This window comes from Sediminispirochaeta bajacaliforniensis DSM 16054, assembly GCF_000378205.1.
Taxonomy (GTDB): domain Bacteria; phylum Spirochaetota; class Spirochaetia; order DSM-16054; family Sediminispirochaetaceae; genus Sediminispirochaeta; species Sediminispirochaeta bajacaliforniensis.
On sequence record NZ_KB899472.1, the window covers coordinates 1 to 1,567 of the forward strand.

At 34.7% G+C, this 1,567-nt stretch carries 2 protein-coding genes; both read right to left on the bottom strand.

What is annotated here, in order from left to right:
* Positions 1-22: 22 nt before the first annotated feature.
* Positions 23-244: a hypothetical protein gene (locus F459_RS0121910; protein ID WP_020614774.1), complete on the bottom strand. Its 222-nt coding sequence runs from the start codon at positions 242-244 to the stop codon at positions 23-25.
* A gap of 209 nt (positions 245-453) precedes the next feature.
* Positions 454-1,431, bottom strand: coding sequence for a hypothetical protein (locus F459_RS0121915; RefSeq protein WP_154651778.1), 978 nt, complete (start codon positions 1,429-1,431; stop codon positions 454-456).
* Positions 1,432-1,567: the final 136 nt, after the last annotated feature.

Here is a 1,567-nt window from a genome sequence, read left to right on the forward strand (position 1 = left end):
TGAAGATTGGAGCCGTTGGCTTCTAAAGATTTTTGCCGGAACTCTGCAATTTAACTCCGATGAAAAACTGCAATTTCATTCCGGTGTTGACAATAGCGCGTGCAATATCACTTGGAGCCCATGGATTACCTCCATTTAACTCTTTAATAACAGTCCCAACCTTTAATGCCTCTGATAGCACAATTCTTGGGTATGGCCTAGGAGGATTCTTTGAGTTATTTGTCTTTTTCTTTTCTTTTGACATTGTTATCTCCTATTTCCCTAACACTAATACCATTTTCTATATAACACCCAGTTGAGCTGCAAACCGTTAAGCTGGCGCAGTTTGTGCCGCAATTGTAAACAGTATAACTCTGCTTATTCGATAGAACAATGGAAAACTATTGTTCCCCATTTCCGCGATCCTGCACAAACTGTGACAGTAGGTTTGTCTGCTCCAACTGCAGGTTATATTCAAATTTGAAACGACCTTATTGCATCATCTATAAGTTCATATATATCCTGATATTTTGTCTTCTCTCTTTCATAGTCTTCCAATCGATTATAGAAATATTCTATGAGAGACAGTCCGTTCTTATTAAATTCATTAAAGTCTATAATGTGAATCCGTTTGTGATTGCTTATTCGATGTTCTATTGCTCGTACAATATTTTCTGAGATGAAGCAATAGAGTTCATCATAGGATGTACGTACATATTCTTTTTCTCTATTCTTCTTATACTCTTCCGCTATAGGTAATTTATATAAATCATCAATCATATCTACTGTGCTGTTTACAAAAAAATGTAGGTATTCATGAATGTTCAATCCCTCATTTTGCGCACCTTTGCTTTCCAATATATATATTTCTTCATCGATTACAACGCAGTATCCTGAAAATTGAGATTCAAATGGAAGTGGAACTATAATGATTTTAGGAGACTTCTGTATTTTTTCTATTCCTAAATATTCATGAACACCGTTTCTGTCATCAATTATTTTCTGTGGATTATAGGTGGTAATATACTTGTCAATTATATATCTGTATTTCTTATTGTACATTTCTTGAATAGAGTATCTCACATAGAACTCTTGCAGGAGTTTTTCGAAACCATCCATCATTTCAAGAATTTCATCAAATTTTTTATTTGAACTACAATTTTCAAATGTGAACTTTTCTTGAATCTTGATCTGGGCTGTGTAATACACATACCACCAAGGATGAAGCTTTTTTGATTCCCAGTACGCTTTTAATGTTTTTATGTATTTATCATCAAGAGTACAGGAAATAGCCGTTAATTCATCGATCAGTTCGATTCGTTCTTCAGTCATGTTTGATCCATACTCTTCTCTGTATTCGAATGGACCATTTAGCAGAGCAAAAAGTGTAAAAAACCGTATATCATTTCTTATTTCTATAGTGCTTTTTTCCATATATTGCTTCACTTTCAAATTTTGGAATATAACATTCAATTGAGCTGCGTGGCGTTCACTCCCCCTGTGTCAACATAGATTACGCCTGATGTGAGAATTTAATTTCTTCATCAGAGAACAGAACTATGGAGACAGTATGAGGTACAGCAGAGCC